At 60.7% G+C, this 18,275-nt stretch carries 19 protein-coding genes; 9 read left to right on the top strand and 10 right to left on the bottom strand.

Going from position 1 to position 18,275, the window contains the following annotated elements; all coding sequences use genetic code 11:
• The first annotated feature begins 4 nt into the window (after window positions 1-4).
• Complete coding sequence (locus tag RE432_RS01220; protein WP_310931396.1) at window positions 5-901, top strand: NAD(P)-dependent oxidoreductase; 897 nt, start codon at window positions 5-7, stop codon at window positions 899-901.
• A gap of 141 nt (window positions 902-1,042) precedes the next feature.
• On the opposite strand, the gene RE432_RS01215 is transcribed toward RE432_RS01220, so the two are convergent.
• From RE432_RS01215 to RE432_RS01185, 7 genes are all read right to left on the bottom strand, one after another.
• Window positions 1,043-2,023 (bottom strand): N(4)-(beta-N-acetylglucosaminyl)-L-asparaginase, encoded by a 981-nt coding sequence (locus tag RE432_RS01215; RefSeq protein WP_310931395.1) that lies wholly within the window; start codon window positions 2,021-2,023, stop codon window positions 1,043-1,045.
• Between the two features lie 65 nt (window positions 2,024-2,088).
• Window positions 2,089-3,135: an extracellular solute-binding protein gene (locus RE432_RS01210; protein WP_310931394.1), complete on the bottom strand. Its 1,047-nt coding sequence runs from the start codon at window positions 3,133-3,135 to the stop codon at window positions 2,089-2,091.
• Window positions 3,136-3,176: 41 nt separating this feature from the next.
• Entirely contained in the window at window positions 3,177-4,046 is an 870-nt protein-coding gene (locus tag RE432_RS01205; RefSeq protein WP_310931393.1) for an ABC transporter permease, read from the bottom strand.
• Window positions 4,043-5,047, bottom strand: coding sequence for an ABC transporter ATP-binding protein (locus tag RE432_RS01200; RefSeq protein WP_310931392.1), 1,005 nt, complete (start codon window positions 5,045-5,047; stop codon window positions 4,043-4,045). Before RE432_RS01200 ends, RE432_RS01205 begins: the two co-directional genes overlap by 4 nt.
• A gap of 71 nt (window positions 5,048-5,118) precedes the next feature.
• Window positions 5,119-5,949 (bottom strand): ABC transporter permease, encoded by an 831-nt coding sequence (locus RE432_RS01195; RefSeq protein WP_310931391.1) that lies wholly within the window; start codon window positions 5,947-5,949, stop codon window positions 5,119-5,121.
• 26 nt (window positions 5,950-5,975) lie between these two features.
• The gene (locus RE432_RS01190; RefSeq protein WP_310931390.1) at window positions 5,976-6,908 is read right to left on the bottom strand and encodes a MurR/RpiR family transcriptional regulator; all 933 of its coding nucleotides are present in this window, start codon (window positions 6,906-6,908) and stop codon (window positions 5,976-5,978) included.
• A gap of 128 nt (window positions 6,909-7,036) precedes the next feature.
• Window positions 7,037-7,915, bottom strand: a complete 879-nt coding sequence (locus tag RE432_RS01185; RefSeq protein ID WP_310931389.1) for a LysR family transcriptional regulator — start codon at window positions 7,913-7,915, stop codon at window positions 7,037-7,039.
• Between the two features lie 143 nt (window positions 7,916-8,058).
• Between RE432_RS01185 and RE432_RS01180 the strand changes: the two genes are divergently transcribed.
• Complete coding sequence (locus RE432_RS01180) at window positions 8,059-8,673, top strand: RraA family protein (RefSeq protein WP_310931388.1); 615 nt, start codon at window positions 8,059-8,061, stop codon at window positions 8,671-8,673.
• Between the two features lie 23 nt (window positions 8,674-8,696).
• Entirely contained in the window at window positions 8,697-9,677 is a 981-nt protein-coding gene (locus RE432_RS01175; protein WP_310931387.1) for a tripartite tricarboxylate transporter substrate binding protein, read from the top strand.
• Window position 9,678: 1 nt separating this feature from the next.
• On the opposite strand, the gene RE432_RS01170 is transcribed toward RE432_RS01175, so the two are convergent.
• Complete coding sequence (locus tag RE432_RS01170; protein ID WP_310931386.1) at window positions 9,679-9,987, bottom strand: YchJ family metal-binding protein; 309 nt, start codon at window positions 9,985-9,987, stop codon at window positions 9,679-9,681.
• Between the two features lie 236 nt (window positions 9,988-10,223).
• Here RE432_RS01170 and RE432_RS01165 point away from each other — a divergent pair, with 236 nt between their 5' ends.
• From RE432_RS01165 to RE432_RS01145, 5 genes are all read left to right on the top strand, one after another.
• Window positions 10,224-11,147, top strand: coding sequence for a LysR family transcriptional regulator (locus RE432_RS01165; protein ID WP_310931385.1), 924 nt, complete (start codon window positions 10,224-10,226; stop codon window positions 11,145-11,147).
• Between the two features lie 111 nt (window positions 11,148-11,258).
• A complete protein-coding gene (gene tcuA / locus RE432_RS01160; protein WP_310931384.1) occupies window positions 11,259-12,686 on the top strand; it encodes an FAD-dependent tricarballylate dehydrogenase TcuA in 1,428 nt (475 codons plus the stop codon).
• Window positions 12,673-13,845 carry a tricarballylate utilization 4Fe-4S protein TcuB gene (tcuB, locus tag RE432_RS01155; RefSeq protein ID WP_310932990.1) on the top strand — a complete coding sequence of 391 codons (1,173 nt, stop codon included), beginning with the start codon at window positions 12,673-12,675 and terminating at the stop codon, window positions 13,843-13,845. The genes tcuA and tcuB overlap by 14 nt, the downstream gene beginning before the upstream one ends.
• A gap of 49 nt (window positions 13,846-13,894) precedes the next feature.
• Window positions 13,895-14,848: a Bug family tripartite tricarboxylate transporter substrate binding protein gene (locus RE432_RS01150; protein WP_409079830.1), complete on the top strand. Its 954-nt coding sequence runs from the start codon at window positions 13,895-13,897 to the stop codon at window positions 14,846-14,848.
• Between the two features lie 112 nt (window positions 14,849-14,960).
• On the top strand, window positions 14,961-15,932 hold the full coding sequence (locus RE432_RS01145; protein ID WP_310931382.1) for a tripartite tricarboxylate transporter substrate binding protein: 972 nt from the start codon (window positions 14,961-14,963) through the stop codon (window positions 15,930-15,932).
• 17 nt (window positions 15,933-15,949) lie between these two features.
• On the opposite strand, the gene RE432_RS01140 is transcribed toward RE432_RS01145, so the two are convergent.
• Complete coding sequence (locus RE432_RS01140; protein ID WP_310931381.1) at window positions 15,950-16,642, bottom strand: transglycosylase SLT domain-containing protein; 693 nt, start codon at window positions 16,640-16,642, stop codon at window positions 15,950-15,952.
• A 290-nt stretch (window positions 16,643-16,932) separates the two neighbouring features.
• Here RE432_RS01140 and RE432_RS01135 point away from each other — a divergent pair, with 290 nt between their 5' ends.
• Window positions 16,933-17,286, top strand: coding sequence for a DUF1428 family protein (locus RE432_RS01135; protein ID WP_310931380.1), 354 nt, complete (start codon window positions 16,933-16,935; stop codon window positions 17,284-17,286).
• Between the two features lie 2 nt (window positions 17,287-17,288).
• Here the strand turns inward: RE432_RS01135 and RE432_RS01130 are convergent, their stop codons facing one another.
• Window positions 17,289-18,203 carry a LysR substrate-binding domain-containing protein gene (locus tag RE432_RS01130; protein WP_310931379.1) on the bottom strand — a complete coding sequence of 305 codons (915 nt, stop codon included), beginning with the start codon at window positions 18,201-18,203 and terminating at the stop codon, window positions 17,289-17,291.
• Window positions 18,204-18,275: the final 72 nt, after the last annotated feature.

The following is an 18,275-nucleotide window of genomic DNA, read 5'->3' as shown; positions in this document are numbered from 1 at the left end:
GGTTATGAGCACGAAGCAAGTTGCCCTGTATGGGCTGGGCAATATGGGCTATCTGGTTGCCGAGCGGATTGCCGGGAAGTTTTCCCTGCAAGTGGCGGACCTTGACCAGGCTGCCGTGGCCAAGGCGCAAAGCGCCTTGGGCGCAGTGTCTATTCAGAAGCCTGAGGACCTGGCCAAAACCCAGGTCGTCGTGCTGTGCCTGCCCAGCCCGGCTGCTTCGCAGGCGGTGCTGGCGCAGATCGCGCCGCACTTGCCGGCCGATGCCGTGGTGGTCGAAACCAGCACGGTCAACCCCGCCGACATCCATGCCAGCGCCCGCATTCTGGCCAAGCATGGCATTGCCATGGTCGATGCATCCATCATGGCTGGCGTCAGCCAGATGGCCGCGGGTTCAGCCATGCTGCTGGTGGGCGGCGAAGAAGCGGCCCTGGCGTCCTGCGAAGATGTGCTGTCCGCCATCTCGGACAAGCGCATCTACTTCGGCCCTTCGGGTGCCGGGGCCGCGGCTAAAGTCATCAACAACGCGGTTGCGCATGCCGTCATGGTTGTCGTGGCAGAAGCCGGGTCTATGGCAACCGCCGCCGGCGTCGACTGCGAGAAGCTGGTCGGCCTGCTGTCCGACAAGCAAATGGGCCTGCATCGTCCGCTGACGCACCGTTACGCGGAGCGGATCATGCAGGGCAACTACGAGGGCGGCATGCCGCTGGAAGCTGCCCGCAAGGACTCGGTGCTGGCACTGGAGCTTGCCCAGTCCCTGCAAGTGCCCTTGTTCGCCATCCAGGGCGCGCACACTGCCTACGACATTGCATTGCGTGCCGGCTATGGCCGTGACGACTATGCGGCGATTGCCAAGGTCTGGGCTGACTGGGAGCGTCCCGCCGCCCCTTCGGCCCAAGGCTGATCCTCAACCCGCCTGAGCCACTCAGGCGGGCTGCGCCATCGCTTGCGGCCCCTCTGCCCATTGGGCGTTGACCAATTCCGCCATGCGCTGCGGTGCAATGCGCACGGCGGAATTGATGGGCTCAGACGCCGGCATCAAAGATCATGATTCTTTTGTATACACAGCCATTGCAAATGGCTTGTTCTGCGGGTGTTCCTCCGAGATCTGGATGATCTCGGCGGGCCGCGCTTCTGGGGCCTTCATCGTAGGCAACCAAAGCCAGTAGTGATTGTCGGGCAAGCCGTTGACCGCGACGGTGCGATGGTTACCCTTGTTATCAATGGCGTGTATGGTGACACGGCTGATCAGCCCGCCTTTCAGCGCGCGCATGTCATTGACTGCTTCGTCGACGGCTTGCCGGACGCTCATGCCCATTTTCATATACAGGACCACCGCTCTTGCGGTCCCGGCCCGGATTGTCATTTCGCCTGCGCCCGTGCAGGCGCAGGCGCCATATCGGCTGTCTGCATAGGACCCCGCCCCGATGACGGGGCTATCGCCGAGCCGGCCAGGATACTTCCATCCCCAGCCTGAAGTACTTGTCGCCGAAGCGATATGCTGGTGCCGATCCAGACAGAGAAATACTGTCGTATCCTTGCCGATCTCGGGGTCCACCGCGTTGTGGCAGTATTCGATCAAGGGAGCATCGGGCCATGTGGCCCGATGCTCCGCCTTGACCTCGCCATCGAACCATCGTTGCCATGCCGCGCTTGAATGAGGGCGAAGCAATTGGCCGGTCTCCGCCCCGATTTCATGGGCAAATCGGGCGGCGCCGTCGCCCACAAGAAATTCATGCGGCAGGCGTTCCAGCAGTTGGCGGGCGATGCTGACGGGATGCGTGTAGCCTTTTAACCCGCCGATGGCGCCGGTTCGCAAGGTCGAGCCGCACATCACCGATGCATCCAGTTCGACCTCGCCGAGCAGGTTCGGCCAGCCGCCTGTGCCCACGGTGCGCACCTCGGGGTCATCTTCGACCACCCGCACTCCCGCCTCTATGGCATCCAGCGCGAGCGCATCGCGTTCCAGCATCCCGGCAGCGACCGGAATGCCCGACTTGCCTTCGTTATTACATACGATAATCAAAATTACTTCCTTGTTTGTCGAACAATCGCACTGCGGCCGTTGCCCGCCGCAGTGCCATCACGGTATTAGAGGCCAGCGCGGAACTGGCGGTTCCAGAAATCGAGCAGCTGGCTCTTGTTCTGCATCAGCAGTTCAAAGTTGACAGGCACGAGCTGGTCCAGTTGGGCGCTGTTGAACCCGACCGAATCCTGCAAAGAGGGAGGGAGCGTGGCATTCAGGACGGTGGGCGCATACCCCATGGTTTCCGCAAAGGCGAGCTGAGCCTGCGGTTCGAGCATGCTGTTCAGATAGCGGGCTGCGCATGCGCCATTCTTGCCGCCGCCCGAAAGGCCCGCGCAGAACGTGGCCGGCAGGGCGCCTTCTTTGGGGAATACATAGGCCACGGGAAGCGCTGCTTTCGACCATTGCAGTGCCCGCGCCTTCCAGGTCATTGTGACCCAGATTTCTCCACTCTTGAGCGCGCTCGCCAAGGCGTCCACCGATGGGTAGACCTTGGGGGCGTTGTCACGCAAAGCCAGGAGGAAGTCCTGGCCGGCTTGCAGGTCGTCGCCTGATTTGCCTGAAGCCAGGGCGCCTGCCAATGTCAGATAATCGTATTGATCGTCCACCACTCCCACTTTCCCCTTCAGGCCCGGGTCGAGCAAGGACGCAAAGCTTTCCGGTGCGGTTTTCAGGAACTCGGTGTTGTATACCAGGACCAAGGCGCTGAAAATGTGGGGGATGGCGTAATCGGTCTTCAGCGTGGGGATGACGTGCTGCAGATTTGGCAGGGCCGCAGCGTCAAGGGGCGCAAGGGTGTCTTCGTGCGCCATTTGGTACATATCGTTGTCGCGCAGCAAGGCGATATCCATGGTGCTGCGGCGCGCACCCCTTTCCGCGCGCAGTTTGGTTTGGCGCTGCAAGGCTGCACCGACGTCGTAGACCACATTTATGCCGTCAGGCTTCACCAGCGGGTCGATGTTCTGTTGCAGCAGCCGCTGATAGTCTCCGCCCCAGGTTCCAACAACAAGGTCCTTGCCGCATGAGCCGGCCGCCCATGATAGCGAGGGCACCGCCGTGGCAAGGGTCAATGAGCTTGCTGTCTTGATGAAATGTCTGCGATTGAAATTCATGGTGGTCTCTTTGTAGGGTGTTGTCTATGAAGGTCGAACAGTCAGGCTGTCATGGTTTTTGCGTACTTCCGGTTGATAAGGCTGTGTGAGATCAGGGCCATGCCCAGGGTCGATATGACAAGGATGAGCGCCATCGCAGATCCGAAAGGCCAATCGGCTGCCTTGGTGATCTGGTCGTATAAGGCGGGCGCCATCATCGTGATGCCGGTGCCTCCCAGCAGTACAGGGGTTGCATAGGCGTTCATGCAAAGAATGAACACCAGCACCGTGCCCGCCGCCACGCCAGGCGTGGCGATCGGCAGGGTGATTCGCAGGAAGGTGACAACAGGGTTGGCGCCAAGGTTGCGCGCCGCCTCTTCGACCGAAAAGTCGATCCCCTCCAGGACGCTTTGCAGCGTCAGGATGAGGTAGGGCAAGACAATTCCCGTCGTGCCGATCACGACGGCGGCGGGCGTATAAAGCAGCTTTAGCGGCTCATCGGCAAGGCCCAGCCAACCAAGCAGGGTATTCACCGCTCCGGCGTGCCCAAGGATGATCATCCAGCCCGCCGCGCGAACGACATTTCCGACCAGCAGCGGAAACACCACAAGAATAATCATCAGGCTCTTGTGGCGGCTTTGCGTGCGCGCCAAAAAATAGGCGACGGGAAACCCCAGGACCAGGGCCATCAATGTGCATAGCGCCGCGATTTTCACGGTGACAAAAAAAATGTCCAGATAGTAGGGGTCTGTAAAGAATCTCTGGTAGTTCGCGAGCGTCAATCCTTCTTGAACGATGGCTTGCGCCGAACCGGCTTCAAAGCTGCCCCGCAGCAAGACAAACATAGGCAGAATGATGATGATCAGCACAACCAGCGATGCGGGACCTGCCAGACTGGGGCCTTGCCAGGCGCGAAAGGCCGTGCGCGTCATGCCGCGGCCTCTGAAAAAGCGATGCAGTCGTGTGCGTGGAAGTTTGCGATGGCCGCCATGCCGGGTTGCCAGCCCCGAAAGCCATTGCCTGGCTCGGGCAGGTTAGGGGCCTGAACGGTCAACAGCAAACCCGATTCGGCACGGAACCGGATATCGAGCTGATCGCCCAGATAGGTGACAGCATCGACGGTTCCTGTCAGTTGATTGGCAAAACCGGCTTGTGGCATTGCATCCAGGCGTATGCGCTCGGGACGCAATCCCAGTTGCTGACTGTTTGCGGCCAGGCCTGCGGCGTTGATCGATGTGGCTGACGTTGTCACGAATTCGGTCGCGCTGGCGCGGCGGCCAGGAAGGAAATTCATCCGCCCGAGAAAGCTGGCGACGAACAGGTTCGCCGGCCGTTCATACAGCTCTTCGGGGGTCCCGACTTGCTGAACCTTGCCGTCGAACATAACCGCCATGCGGTCAGAGATCGCCAACGCTTCTTCCTGGTCGTGCGTCACGAAAATCGTGCTCAGGCCCAGTTCCTGTTGGAGCGTGCGGATTTCCTCCCGCACTTCCAGGCGAAGCTTGGCGTCCAGATTGGAGAGCGGTTCATCGAGCAGAAAGGCTTTGGGACGGATGGCCAGCGCGCGGGCGATTGCGACCCGCTGCTGCTGCCCGCCCGAAAGCTCGCGTGGGTAGCGCTGGCTGAGATGCGACATGCGTACCAGCGCCAGCACTTCTGTAATGCGGATAGACCGGTCCTGCGGTTTGACCCGGTGCATTTCCAGTCCGAATGCAATATTTTGCTCTACCGTCATGTGAGGGAACAATGCATAGCGCTGGAAAACCATTCCGGTCTCGCGTTTGTGCACGGGTATGCGGGTGACATCGGTATCGCCGATATGTATGGAGCCCGCTGTAGGAGGAATGAACCCAGCGACCATCCGTAGCGTTGTCGTTTTTCCGCAGCCGCTGGGGCCAAGAAAAGTAACCAGCTCGCCGTCTGCGATATCCAATGAAAAATCCGAAACGGCTACCGTCTGTCCAAATTGTTTTTTTAGATTTCGAATGGAAATGTTGGCCATCTTTAGACTACCTGACTGAGTTTGACATAGCGGTCGGTGATCAGCATGGCGGCCCCCAGCAGAACGATCTGCACGGTCGATACAGCGGCCAGCGTGGGGTCAAGATTGAATTCCAGATATTGCATGATCGCGATAGGGAGGGTGGTGCTGCCGGGGCCGACCAGCGACAGCGACAACTCCAGGTTTTCGAAAGAAATAATGAAGCTGAACAGGGCGGCCGCGACGATGGCGGGACGCAGTACGGGAAGCGTGACGAACAGCAAGGCTTTAAGAGCGGAAGCGCCGAGATTCCGGGCCGCTTCTTCTAGGGCTGGATCGACGCCCATCAGATTGGCGGTTACCAAGCGAACGGTCCAGGGGATGGTCAAGCATATGTGCGCGAGCAGAAGGCCGCCGTACGTTCCCACGATATCCGTATCCAGCGTGTTTTCGGCCTGGATGTAGAACAGGTAGATGGCTACGCCAATGATGATGCCCGGTATCAACAAGGGAGAAAGCAGCAGGGTGTTGACGGCCCCCGCGCCCTTGAAGCGATACCGGACCAGGCCCAGCGCAGCCGCCAAGCCGAGGATGACACTGATGATGGCCGAGATGCTGGCGACCTGCAGGCTGACGATCAACCCGTCAAGAAATGCGGAGTTCTCCCAGGCGTTCACATACCATTTCCAGGTATAGCCAGAGGGCGGGAACGTGAGGATGGCGTCCTGGAAGAAACTCAGCCAGATGACAAAGAACAGGGGGCACAGCATGAAGGCATACACAAGTATGACCACAATGCGATGAACATACGTGGTCCACGGCAGCTTGTCGAAGGAAGGGAAGGAGATGGGCATGGACGGCTACGCGGATACGATGGGGTTCAGGGCTTCTTGCCCGAACGGCCGAAGTTGTGGTGGGTGTCGCTTGTCAACAGCCATGGCTGGGTGGCCGCGTTCATCGAGGCGGCAGCGTCGGCGGCATTGGGCTGCCGGTATGCGACGGCGCCGCATAGACCTTGGATCGTCGAAAGGACAATGGCATCGGAGTTCGATGCGAACTGTCTTTGCGTCTTTAGGTAGAGGGAAATGTCGGCGAAGGAAGCCAGCGGCGAAGTGGGGCCATCGGTGAGCGCCAGCACTTTTGCGCCTTGCTTGTGGCCAAAATGCGCCAGCCTGGCGGTGTCGTATATGTATTGAGGGAACATGATCGCAATGAGCAGATCGTTCTCCGTGACGTCATGCAGACGGCGTGCCGCGCCCACCGAGCCCGCGTTGACGGCCAGCGATTGAACGTTGCGGCAGTAGGGATTAAGCCCATATTCGAACTGCCCCGCCAGGTGCGCGCTGGTGCCCATGCCGACAATAAAGATACGATCCGCGTGGATGATGGACTCCACCGCGTGCTCGCATTCCGCCGACGTCAGCATCTGGCGCGTGGCCTGGAGATTTTCGATGTCCATGTCCAGCGCCGAGGCAATGATTTTATGGTCGGTGGCCCGGCTGTCGGCTTGCGCCTGGCGCAGTCGAGCCACCGGCGACATCGATTTTTCGAACTCCCGCATCAGGCATGCCCTGAAGCTTGAGTATTTGTCGAAACCGAGCATGCGGGCGAATCGGTTTGCGGTGGCGCTGGATACGTCATTGGCCTTCGCAAACTCTTCGATACTCATCGTTGCCGAGCGGAGCATTTGCGCCTGCGTGAACTCGGCCATCTTGATTTGGGCGGTCGTCAAAGCCGGAAGCGCGTGTGCAATACGTGTCTGTATCGACGCGTCCGTCTGACTCTTGGCTCGCCCAGGCGATGATTTTTTCATGGAATGACACAAAAATTTTACTTGTATCGAATTCTATGAAAATAAATATCCCTTGGGTAGTAGGTGGTTTCCCTAGCGCAGTACTTGGTGAGTTGATGGCTTCCCGTCGGGCTGGAGCGCGTGATGCACTACGAAAAACTGCACACCGACCGCGCTATCCGCGCAATATCCTTCAGGAACTCCACATCGCCATCGTCGCGGAACTGCGCGGCATAAAGCAGCCTGGGGTGATGCTTGCGCGTGGGCAGCCTGACCAGTTTTCTTGAAGCAAGCATGGCGCTGAAGTAGGCTTGCGGCAGGCAACTGATGCCTTGTCCGGCAGCGACCATGCTGGCGGTGGCAATCAGGCTGTTGATGGTGAATACATTCTTGTCGGGCGTGTAGGGGTGCAGCCATTCGTCGTAGACCTGGCTCAAGGCCGACTCATGGTTCTGCCGGATGATCGGCAAGCTGGCGATTTCCTCGCGCGAATAGATTCTGGCCCCATCCTTGTCCGGCCCGCCCATCCACGCCAGATCCAGATATCCCATCGGGATGGATTGCACATCCGCCTGCTGCGCGCGCCCCTGCATGATGCTGATCTGGATATTGTTGCCGGCCAGCAATTGTTCCAGCTCGGCCGTCATCCCGATCACAACCTCCAGCTCGATGCCCGGATAGTGCTCTTTCAAACGCTCGACCCATGCGGGCAGCCAAGTGATGGCCGTGATTTCAGTCACGCCCAGCGCAAGCTGCCTGCGCTTGAAGTGATGCGCTGAAAATCGCTCCAGCAGCGTATCGCGTTCCAACAGCATCCGTTCCGCGGCAGCCAATACTTCCCGGCCATCCTGCGTCAGCGCATTGCGTTGCCCCGAACGTGTGAACAGCGGCGTTTCCAGCGTTTGCTCAAGCTGCTGAATGCGTTTTGTGATGGCCGATTGCGTGGTGCAGAGTTTTTCCGCGCTGGCGGCCAGCGTGCCCAGTTTGGCGGCCCAGTAGAAAGCCTCCAGTTGGCGATATGACATCATGATTATTCCTTCATGGAATGTTTATCTGGCTAATTATTCACTATACAGAATTACACCATCATTCAATAATCGTCGTTCTTTTCATAGCGCACGGCGTCGAGCCCTTCTTTTATCAGGCGAGCGGGCGACGCCGCATACATGGCATGACAACACCTCAAGATCTTTTTTCCGGCTTGGCTTCGTCTATTGTGGGCGACTGCATGGACCGGCTGGCCGGCACGCATACCTTGCGCCCATTGCCCGGCACGCAGGGCCTGATCGGACGAGCGCTGACCGTCAAGGCCGCTCCCGGCGACAACCTGTATATTCATGCCGCCTTGCGGCAGGCGCAGCCAGGCGATGTCCTGGTGGTGGACGCGGCCGGCAACATCGAGCGTGCGCTGGTCGGCGAAATACTGATGAGCCTGGCGCGGGCAAAAGGGGTGCTGGGTTTCGTGGTGGATGGCGCCGCAAGGGATATCGATGCGTTCGAGCAAGCGGGCTACCCCTGCTATGCACGCGGCATCACGCTGCGGGGTCCTTACAAGAACGGCCCAGGGGCGATCAATGTGGCGGTCAGCATAGACGGCAACGTTGTACAGCCCGGGGATATTGTGGTGGGCGACGGTGACGGCGTGGTATTCGTGCCCGCCGCGCAAGCACAGGCGGTGGCCGCCGCCGCGCGCGCGCACCTGGAACGAGAACAGAAGATGCTGGCCGATATTGCCGCCGGCACCTATGACGATAGCTGGCTGAATCCACTGCTGGATCAGCGATAACACGACACAGAAGGAGAAAAACGATGTCCATCATCAGACGCGTGGTACCCCTATTCATGGGCGCGGCGCTGGCCTTGTCCACGCTTCAGCCCGCCTATGCGCAAGCGGCATACCCCGACAAGCCCGTGCGCTTGATCGTGCCTTGGGCGCCAGGCGGCGCCACCGACGTCATCGCCCGGCTGGTGGGGCAGAAGCTGGCCGAAAGGCTGGGGCAACCCGTTGTCATCGAGAACAAAGCGGGTGCCGGCGGCAATATCGGCACAGCGGCCTTTGTGCGCGAGAAGGCCGACGGCTACACACTGCTGATGACGACCAGTTCCACGCATGGCATCAATTCGCACCTGTATTCCCGGCCAGGCTTCGACGTTGAAAAAGACTTTGCGAACGTGGCGTTTGTGGGTTCCATACCCAATGTGCTCGAGGTTCCCGCCAAGTCCCAGTTCGACACGGCGCAGCAACTGCTGGATTATGCCCGCGAGCATCCCGGCAAGCTGAACTATGGCTCCGCGGGTGTGGGCTCGTCGCAGCATTTGGCTGCTGCGCAACTGATCCACAGCGCCGGCATCGACATCACGCATATCCCTTATAAAGGCAGCGGTCCGGCCGTGTCCGACCTGCTGGGCGCCAACCTGGATTTCATGCTGGATACGGGCTCCTTGGGCCAGGTCAAGGGCGGTGCGCTGAAAGCGCTGGCGGTTGCATCCAAGACGCGTCTTAAAGAGCTGCCCGACGTGCCTACGTTTGACGAAGTCGGCCTGAAGGATATGTATGCCGCCGCCTGGTACGGCGTGGCAACGCACGCCGGCGTGCCCGAGGACATCGTTCAAAAGCTCAATCAGGAAATCAACGGCATACTCGAACAGCCGGACATGGTCGCGCGCCTGGAAAGCATGGGCGTGCAGGTCGGCCCCTTGCGCAAGCCCAAGGAGCTGGATGCCTTTGTGAAAGAAGAGGGCGTGCGCTTCAAGGCCCTGGTGGAGATGTCCGGCGCAGTAATGGAGTAGGTCACTTTTCGACAAAGTCCCCATCTATATAAAACCACCTGCCGTCTTCACGCAGGAAGCGGCTGATCTCATGCAGCCGGACGGCTTGGCCATGGTGGCGGTATCGGGCAACGAACTCGACCGTGGCGTGGTCGGCGTCCTGCGCGGCATGGCCGCGCAGTTGCAGGCCCAGCCATTTTACGCCGGGGGCATTCCCTTCCAGGCTGGCTGGGCGCGTGCTGGCATGCCAGGTGTCCAGCAGGTAGCCGAGTTCGTCCAGCACGAACGCCGTGTAGCGGGACCGCATCAGCGTTTGGGCATCCGGCGCCATCAAGCGTTGCGCGCCGTGATGCCAGCGTGCGCAGCACGCGTCGTAGCTTGCGGCGTTTCCGCAAGGGCAGGGCGATGAGAAGGCTTTCTTTTTTTTTCACGATGTCGATGAAGCGGGCGCGCGTGGCCGCCCGCGCTGAATCAGGCGATTGAGTATATATCGAGGCTGTGCCGATCGCGATTCGCTACAATCGCTGCATGGATACGCCCCTTTACCTTTACTGAAGGCCCGCCGGCATGGAGCTGCGGCAGTTGCGTTACTTTGTCCGGGTGGTCGAGCTGGGCAGCATGGGCCGCGCGGCGCGCGACCTGGGTGTCGTGACGTCAGCGCTGAGCCAGCAGATCAGCCGGCTGGAAAGCGAGCTCAGTACGCGGCTTTTACAGCGTACCTCGACCGGCGTGGTGCCGACCGCCGCAGGAAAGGCGCTGCGCCAAGAGGCTGAACTGGTGCTGCGGCATGCCGCCAATGCGGCGCAAGCCGCCCAGGCTGCGCGGCTTGCCGGCCATGTGTCGATAGGCATGGCGCCCACGACGTCTTCCGTGCTGGGCGTGCCTTTGCTGCAGGCCATGCAGCGCCGTTACCCGGACGTGCGCTTGCACTTGGTCGAAAGCCTGTCCGGCAACTTGTCCCAAATGCTGGGCCGCCGCCAGTTGGACCTGGCCGTGCTGTTCCATGCCGGAAGCCGTCAAGGCTGGACATTGCTGCCGATGCTGACGGAACAGTTGTTTGTCGTGGCGCAGCCGGATCGCTATCCCTTGCCTGCAGAGGGCGGGTTGTCGCTGAACGACATCGTCAATCTTCCCCTGGTCTTGCCCACCGGATCGCATGGCCTGCGCGCCATCATCGATGCCGCCTTTTTCCATTATGGCCATGAGCCCAATGTGGTTGCCGAGGTCGACGGCTTGTCGATGCTGATGGACATTGTCCAGGCGGGGCTGGCCGCCACCATACAGCCTGGCGCGGCCGTGGTCCGCGCAAACGACAGGAAACTGCTGCGGATTCCTTTGCTTCACGACAAGATGGTGCGCCGCAATATCGTGGCCAGCCTGTCTGACGATCAGTTGTCCCCGGCAGGCCTGGCGGCCCGGGTGGTACTCGTCGACGTGATGCGCACCCTGGTTGCCGAGGGGCGCTGGCTGGGCGCTGAACTGATAGATTGAGCGGGCAGGGCGTTCATTTTTTGTGAACACCTGTGGCGTCATGCCTCGTAGCGGACGAAGGGAAACGCGCATAGAGTGCTGGGCATATAGATAGCCTTGCACGGATTTTCCATGTTTGATGTATTGGTAGTGGGTGGCGGGAACGCCGCACTGTGTGCTGCGCTGTGCGCGCGCGAAGCAGGCGCCAGCGTCCTGCTGCTAGAAGCGTCGCCACGCGAATGGCGCGGCGGCAATTCCCAGCACACGCGCAACTTGCGCTGCATGCACGATGCGCCCCAGGACGTGCTGGTCGATGCTTACCCCGAAGACGAATACTGGCGCGACCTGCTGGCCGTGACCGGGGGGCAGACCAATGAAAAGCTGGCTCGCCTTGTCATTCGCGCTTCCTCGACCTGTAGGGGGTGGATGCGCAAGCATGGCGTCCACTTCCAGCCGCCCTTGTCGGGCGCCCTGCACGTTGCGCGCACCAATGCTTTCTTCATGGGGGGCGGCAAGGCCCTGATCAACGCCTACTACCGCAGCGCCGAAAGCCTGGGGATACAAATACGCTATGACTCGCCCGTGGATGCCCTTGAACTGCGTGACGGGCGCTTCATTGCCGCCTGTACGAAAGGGGAACGCATCCAGGCCCGTGCCTGTGTGCTGGCCGCAGGCGGGTTTGAATCGAACCGCGAGTGGCTGCGCGAGGCCTGGGGCCAGAACGAACGCGGCGAATGGCCGGTCGACAACTTCCTGATCCGTGGCACGCGCTTCAACCAGGGCGTGCTCCTGAAGCATATGTTCGAGGAGCACCGCGCCGACAAGATCGGGGACCCGACCCAGGCGCATATGGTGGCCATCGATGCCCGGGCGCCCTTGTACGACGGCGGCATTTGCACCCGCATTGATTGCGTATCGCTGGGCGTGGTGGTGAACCGCGATGCCCAGCGCTTTTACGACGAAGGCGAAGACTTCTGGCCCAAGCGCTATGCCATCTGGGGCCGGCTGCTGGCCGGCCAGCCCGGGCAAATTGCCTATTCCATTATCGACAGCAAGGCGGTGGGGCGTTTCATGCCGCCGGTATTCCCTGGCGAAAAGGCCGGCAGCCTGCCTGAGCTTGCCGGCAAGCTGGGGCTGGACAGGGACGTGTTCATGCAAACACTCGACCGCTATAACGCCGCCTGTAGGGTGGGTACCTTCGACCATACCAAGCTGGATGACTGCCATACCGAAGGGGTGTCGCCGGCCAAGACGCACTGGGCCTTGCCGCTGGACCAGCCTCCGTTCTACGGCTATGCCTTGCGGCCCGGCGTGACCTTTACGTACCAGGGGCTGCTGACCGATGAAACAGCGGCCGTACGCTTCAATGACCAGCCCAGCGAGAACTTGTTCGTGGCGGGCGAGATGATGGCCGGCAATGTCCTGGGCAAAGGCTATACCGCCGGCATCGGCATGTCGATCGGCACGGCGTTCGGGCGCATCGCCGGCACGAACGCGGCCAAATCGGCGATGGGCGCGCAGCGCCTTGCCGTGCAGGAGGTCAATGATGCAGTCGCTTGAAGTCCTGGCGAAAGACGCCCTGGATCTGGGCGGTGGCGCTATTTCCGTGACCACGTCCGAAGCCGAAGCGGCAAGGCAATTGCAAGTATGCAACGCCTGCCGCTACTGCGAAGGCTTCTGTGCCATGTTCCCGGCCATGACGCAACGGCTGATGTTTGAAAAGGCCGACGTTCACTATCTTGCCAATTTGTGCCACAACTGCGGCGCCTGCCTGCATGCGTGCCAGTATGCGCCGCCGCACGAATTCGGCATCAATATTCCGCAAGCCATGGCGCAGGTGCGCGGCCAAACGTACAAGGATTACGCCTGGCCGCCGGCGTTGGGGAAATTGTACGAGCGCAACAGCCTGGTCCTGACGCTGGCCCTGGCTGCAGGCCTGGCCTTGTTCCTGGCGCTTGCCGTGGCCCAGGGCGGCGGGCTGTGGGACAGCGCGAAGGCGGGCGACTTCTACAATATTTTTCCGCACAACCTGCTGGTCGGCTTGTTCGCGCCCATCTTTCTGTTTGCGCTGTTGGCGCTGGGCATGGGCTTGCGCCGCTTCCTGCGCGACATTGGACCGGCAAGCAGTGGCGCGCCGGCCAGTACGCCGGCCGCCCTGGAAGCCACCCAGGCCGTGTTGCAGCTTAAGTACCTGGATGGCGGCCACGGCGAAGGCTGCAACAACGAAGATGACCGATTCACCTTGTCGCGCAGGCGCTTTCATCACTTCACTTTCTACGGCTTCATGTTGTGCTTTGCCGCAACCAGCCTGGCCACGGTGTATCACTACGCCTTCGGATGGCAGGCGCCTTATGACCTGCCGAGCCTGCCCAAGCTGTTGGGCGCCGCGGGCGGTGTGGCGCTGATGATCGGCACGGCGGGGCTTTGGTACCTGCATCGCCGGCGCCACCCCTTGCATGGCGATCCCGCCCAGAAGCCCATGGATCTCGGCTTTATTGCGTTGCTCTTTGCGATCAGCGCCAGCGGCCTTGCCTTGTGGCTGGGGCGCGGGACGCCGGCAATGGCCTTATTGCTTTGTTTACACCTGGGTGCGGTCATGGCCCTTTTCTTGACCATGCCTTACAGCAAGTTCGCGCATGGTTTCTTTCGCAGCGCGGCGCTATTGCGCTACGCCGTGGAAAAACGACAGCCCCGATCGGCGCAAGCTGACGCTGATTGACGGCAACGATGACACCAAAAGGAGACATTTCATGAAGTTGAATACGTTTATGGCCAGCCTGGCGCTGTCCGCAGGCGCCTTGATGGCGCCGGCGGCTCATGCCGCGCAGGACTTGCCCGACAGGCCGATCTCGTTGGTCGTCGGCTTTGTGGCGGGCGGCGCGGCCGATACCTCCGCCCGCCTGATTGCCGAGCAACTGAGCAAGAATACCGGCCGCTCGGTCGCGGTCGTCAACAAGCCCGGCGCAGGTGGCAACATTGCCCATCAGTATGTCGCCAACGGACCTGGAGACGGCAGCATGCTGTTATTGGGTTCGGTCGGCCCGCTCACCATTTCTCCGCATCTTATGGAAGTAGCGTACGACCCGTTCAAGGATCTGCTGCCCATTTCCGGCGGGGTGAACTTTCCCAACGTGCTGGTGGTCCATAAAGCCGCCGGCGTGAAAACATTGAAGGAATTCCTGGACCTGGCCAAGTCCCACCCCGAGCAAGTGGACTTTGCTTCGTCCGGATTTGGCGCCGCGTCGCATATGGCCGGCGAGCTGTTGAACATGGAGGCCGGTGTCAATATGGTCCACATCCCCTACAAGGGCGGGGCCCAGGCCATGCAGGATCTTCTGGGCGAACGCGTGATGTCGTACTTTTCGGCGCCGCCCACCGCCATGCCTTACGTCGAGGAAAACAGGCTGATCCCGCTGGCGACCACCGGCCTGAAACGGCCGGCTTATCTGCCTGACATACCGACAGTGGCCGAATCGGGCTATCCAGACTTCGAAGCGCTGAACTGGTATGCGTTCGTGGCGCCGGGCAAAACGCCGGAGGCCATGCTGGACCGCTGGAATGAGGAAATCGTCAAAGTCCTGACCGATCCCGCCGTCGAGAAAAAACTGACGGAATTCGGCATGACGCCGCAGCCGACGACGCGCCAGGAGTTTGCCGATTTCATCAAGAAGGAATCGGACAAATGGGGCAAGATCATCAAGGAACGCAACATCAAGAAGTAAGGCGCGGTGGCGGCGGGCCTGCAATGGGCCTGCCGCCCGGCATGCCTGCATGCCGCAGTCGAAGTACAATTTTCATCCTTGATGCATTCATCATTTTTTAAGGACGAGATCCGTGTACTCCAGAATAATCCGCCACGCGCTGACTGCGGTCGTGCTGGCCGCCGCTTCTACGGCCGCCTTTGCGGCCGGCTGGCCTGAAAAAACCGTGCGCGTCGTCGTTGCCTACCCCCCGGGCGGCGTCAGCGACACCATCACGCGCGCAATCTCGGAAAAGCTGGGCGAACGCCTGGGCGTCTCGTTTGTGGTCGAGAACAAGGGCGGGGCCGGCGGGACGATAGGGATGAATGAAGTGGCCCGGGCAACACCGGACGGCCACACCATCGGGTTCTCGTCCGTGAGCCCGCTGGCCTTGTCTCCGGCCATTCGGCAAACCCCCTACGACCCCCAGAACGATATTGCGCCGATAGGCAGCGTGATGGTGTCTCCGGTGATCTTGCTGGGCACCAAAGCCTTCAGCGGCAAGAGCGTGGCCGATCTGATCGCGCAGTCGCAGGCGGCGCCCGGCTCCTTGCGCTGGGCGACGTCGGGGCAGGGCTCGCTGGGGCACTTGATGCTGGAGCAACTGCAGCAGGCCGGCAAGATAGACGTGACGCACGTTCCCTACAAGGGGGCGGGCCAGCAACTGACCGATGCGCTGGGCGGGCAGTTTGAACTGATCTCCACCAACATGAGTCCCGCCTTGAAGGCCAACGTGGCCAATGGTACCTTCGTGCCCCTGGCGATTGCCGCGCCGGCCCGTGTCGATTCCCTGCCCCAGGTACCCACCTTCAGCGAACTGGGCTACCCCGAAGCCAACAAAATGTCCGTATTCGGTTTCTTTGCACCGGGCGGCACGCCGCAAGACATCGTGGCAAAGCTCAATGCAGAGATCAACCAGGTCGTGGCCATGCCCGACATCCAGAAGCTGCTGGTGGACAGCAACAATATTCCCGCCACCGGCACACCGCAGCAGTTTGCCGACGACATCCAGGCGGAACTGGCGTCCAACCGGAAGCTGGTCGAGAAAGTGGATTTGACGCAGTAGTCTTGGCGGGCTGCCGATCAGCCCATGACGGCAGCCTGGTCCGCGAGTTCAGCAAGCTTGCGCGACTCTTTAAGAATCTTGCCGGGGTAGCCGCGTGCGTTACCCGAATATTTTCCCAGGGCCTTGGTCAGGCTGCCGCCCGCCAGCTCCAGATACTCTTCCAGAATATCGGTGCCGACCCGTATATTGACTTCCGGGTCGAAGAGCGATTCGGATGGGCTCAGTTTTTCGCGATGCCAGCGGCGAACCACCTGCATCAGCCCCTGGGCGCCATAGCGGCTTTGCACGCGGGGGCGCAGCGAGCTTTCCTTCTGCATGATGGCAATCAGAAGCTCGGGCTCGATGCCATCGCGCTTTTCTGCTTCAGCCCAGGCAAGGTCCACGTACTTGCGCATGGCTGTCGCACTCTGCCTGAACTTCTTTGCAAGGTATTTGGCCTGCGCCTGCTTGCTGGCCTCTTCGGCGAGCGTTTGCAGGTGCTGGTCGCCAAGCCGTTCCGGCCCCGCGGCGGGGGCGGGCCATTGACGCAAGGTATCGTCGCTAAGAAGCGCCACATCTTGCGAGACGCTCAAGCTGTTCGCCAAGAGGCTGGCGGGACCCAGCATGCCGCACACGAGCAACAGCCCCAGGGCGGTTCGATAGGTGTTGCGGCGCAGCAGTAAAGAGGGAAATCTTGTAGTGAAGGGGTGGGGGATTCTTGTGTTGATCATTGGCCTTGGTGCTTTTTGCACCGTTATTTTCTTTAATAATCATAGCATTGCACTGCCAAGGCTGCTCCCCTGAATGTAAGTAAAAGGTACAGCAAGCCATGGCGGCCGCTATGCGGGCTATCCGTTTTTTTGACACATATGGAAAAACAGGGGCCAGACTTTCAGCACTATATTTTGATTGTTGCTTGAAAACGGGTTGCGCGGATGCATGCGTCCCGCGGTCCAAGAACCATGGAATGCGCTGAACGAGAGCGGGCCGAAGCCTCGACCCCCACCACAGGAGAGCGAAGATGAACTACGTAGAAGGATTTGTTGTAGCCGTGCCTGCCGCCAACAAGGAAACCTACAGAAGGCATGCCGAGGAAGCCTCGCATCTGTTCAAGGAATTCGGTGCGACCCGCTTTGTCGAGTGCTGGGGCGACGATGTGCCCGACGGAAAGGTCACGGACTTTCGCGGCGCGGTCAAGGCCAAAGAGGACGAGGTCGTCGTCTTTAGCTGGCTGGAATACCCATCCAAAGCGGTGCGCGATGCGGCGAATGAAAAAATGATGTCCGACCCGCGCATGAAGGAGTTTGGGGAGCAGATGTGCTTTGATGGCAAGCGCATGATTTTCGGCGGTTTCGTGCCGATACTGGACGTGTAAGACTATTTGCCGCCCGCTCGGCCGGGCGCGGTCACCTCCATTCCAGCGGCGGATCGCAGCCAGTCGGCCGCGGCGCGGATGCCCGCGCTCGGCGGCTGGCCGGCGCGCATCGCCAGATGGTAGGCGTGGCCTGGGATAGCCGGCCCGAAGGGCTGCACCAGGTGTCCCGCGGCAATTTCGTCTTTCATCAGCGTCAGGCTCAGCAAGGCAATCCCTTGGCCGGCCACAGCCGCCTGGCTGGCATGCCCCTCGTCCGAGTAGCGCAGCTGCCCAAGCGACGGATTCCACGGCAGCCCTGCCTGCGCAAACCACTTCTCCCAGGTGGGATTGCGGGGGTCGTCCTTCTTCCATTCGAAGTGAATGAGCGGCACGGACTGGAGCGCCGCAATCGAGCTGACGCCGAGCATGGGGTTGACCAGCGGTGCGTACTCGTCGGCAAACATGATTTCGGTCGCAAGGCCGGGGTACGGCCCGCGCCCGTAGCGCAGGGCGATGTCGAAGGTGTGGTCGGCAAGGTTCACGGCTTCGTCGGAAGCGTGAAGCTGCAAGTCGATGCCAGGGTGCAGGGCGTGAAAACCGGCCACCCTGGGTATCAGCCACTTCGCGGTAAAGGCATTGGTCGCCGAAATCGTCACTTTCTCTTTCCTGCCCGCCTGCGTCAGCCGGCCCAGCACAGCTTCGAACGCATCAAAGCCTTCTTGCAGCACGGGATAGAGCTGGGCTCCCGCCTCGGTGAGCCGCACTTGGCGAACCTGCCGCACAAATAGTTGCAGGCCGGTGTGCTCTTCAAGCGAGCGAATCTGGTGGCTGATTGCCGTCGGCGTGACAGACAGCTCGTTTGCGGCGCACTTGAAGCTGCCGTGCCGGGCGGCAGCCTCGAAAGCGCGCAAGGCGGAAAGAGGGGGGAGTCGCCGCATACATGCTCTATAGATAAGTTATTTTCATCTTATAACTCATAATTCATCGTTTGTCCGGCTATTTATATTGGG

This window comes from Pusillimonas sp. SM2304, from assembly GCF_031628915.1.
Classification (GTDB): Bacteria; Pseudomonadota; Gammaproteobacteria; order Burkholderiales; family Burkholderiaceae_B; genus Pusillimonas_C.
This window is presented reverse-complemented; position numbering and strand designations above follow the sequence as displayed.